Origin of the sequence: Kitasatospora sp. NPDC097643 (assembly GCF_040302625.1) — a bacterium.
GTDB lineage: Bacteria > Actinomycetota > Actinomycetes > Streptomycetales > Streptomycetaceae > Kitasatospora.
The window spans coordinates 1-1479 of record NZ_JBEOSA010000172.1 but is presented as its reverse complement, the minus strand read 5'-3'; the positions used below and the strand labels follow the sequence as shown (position 1 = coordinate 1479).

1 protein-coding gene is annotated in these 1479 nt (G+C 75.3%); it reads left to right on the top strand.

The genetic code is table 11. The features are described 5' to 3' along the window. Positions 1-36: 36 nt before the first annotated feature. On the top strand, positions 37-1479 hold a 1443-nt coding region (locus tag ABTY15_RS39665), incomplete at its 3' end, for a polyketide synthase dehydratase domain-containing protein (protein WP_350607683.1).

Here is a 1479-nt window from a genome sequence, read left to right as displayed (position 1 = left end):
TTCCTGGAGCTGGGCCCGGACGGCACGCTGAGCGCGATGGCGCAGCCGTGCCTCGCCGAGGACACCGACGCCGTCCTCACCCCCGCCCTGCGCCGTGATCGCAGCGAGCCGGAGAGCTTCCAGACGGCGATGGCCCAGTTGCATGTGCGCGGCACGGCACTGGACTGGGAGGCGGTCTTCGCGGGCACGGGTGCCCGCCGGGTCGACCTTCCCACCTACGCCTTCCAGTACGAGCGCTACTGGCTGGAGGCCCCGCCGCTCCTGGTGGGCGACGCGGCCGCGGCCCAGCTCGGGCTGGATCTGGCGGAACATCCGCTGCTGGGCGCCTTCGTGGGGCTGGCGGACGGCGAGGGTGTCCTGTTCACCGGGCGGCTCGCGCTGGACGCGCAGCCATGGCTGGCCGACCACGCCGTCGCGGAGACCGTGCTGCTGCCGGGGACGGCCTTCGTCGAGCTGGCGGTGCACGCGGGAGACCAGGTCGGATGCGGGCAGGTCGAGGAACTGACCCTGGAGGCGCCGCTGGTGCTCCCGGTGCGCGGCGGTGTGCAGGTGCAGGTGTCGGTGGGGGCGCCGGATGCGGCGGGCCGCCGGTCGGTGGCCGTGTACTCGCGGGTCGAGGATGCGCCGCTGGACGAGCCGTGGCTGCGCCATGCCGCGGGCTTCCTGTCCCCGGCCGCCGCGGTTCCCGGACTCGACCTGGCCGAGTGGCCGCCGGCCGGTGCCGAGCCGCTCGCGGTGGACGGTGTGTACGAGGCTTTCGCCGCGGCCGGGTTCGCGTACGGGCCGGTGTTCCAGGGGCTGCGGGCGGCATGGCGGCGGGACGGCGAGGTCTTCGCCGAGGTGGCGCTGCCGGAGGACCTCCGGCCGGAGGCCGCGGCGTACGGGCTGCACCCGGCGCTTCTGGATGCCGCACTCCACGCGGTGGGTGTCGGCGGGCTGCTGGCCGAGACCGGCCAGGGACGCCTGCCGTTCAGCTGGTCGGACGTGTCGCTGCTGGCCGGCGGTGCGGACGAACTGCGGGTGCGGATCGGCACGGCCGGTGCCGACGCGGTCTCGCTCTCGGCGGCGGACGCCACCGGCCGGGCGGTGGCCGTGGTCGGTTCGCTGGCCCTGCGGGCGTTCACCCCGGATCAGGTCGGGGTCACGGGCGGCCATGAGGCGCTGTTCCGCCCGGAGTGGGTACCGGTGCCGTTGCCCGTCGACGTCCAGGCGGGGGCGATCGGTGTCCTCGGCGTCCTGGGCGGGGACGGCCAGGGTCTGCCGGGCGCCGTGCTCTTCGCGGACCTGGCCTCGGTGGCCGGGAGCGGCGCGGTCCCGGACACACTGGTGTATCCCGTTCGCGCCACCCGTGGCGACGACCCGGTCGCCGCCACGCACACGGCGCTGCGGGAGGCGTTGGCGCTGGTGCAGGAGTGGCTGGCGGCGGATGTCTTCGTGGATTCGCGTCTGGTGGTGGTGACGCGGGGTGCAACGGATGCC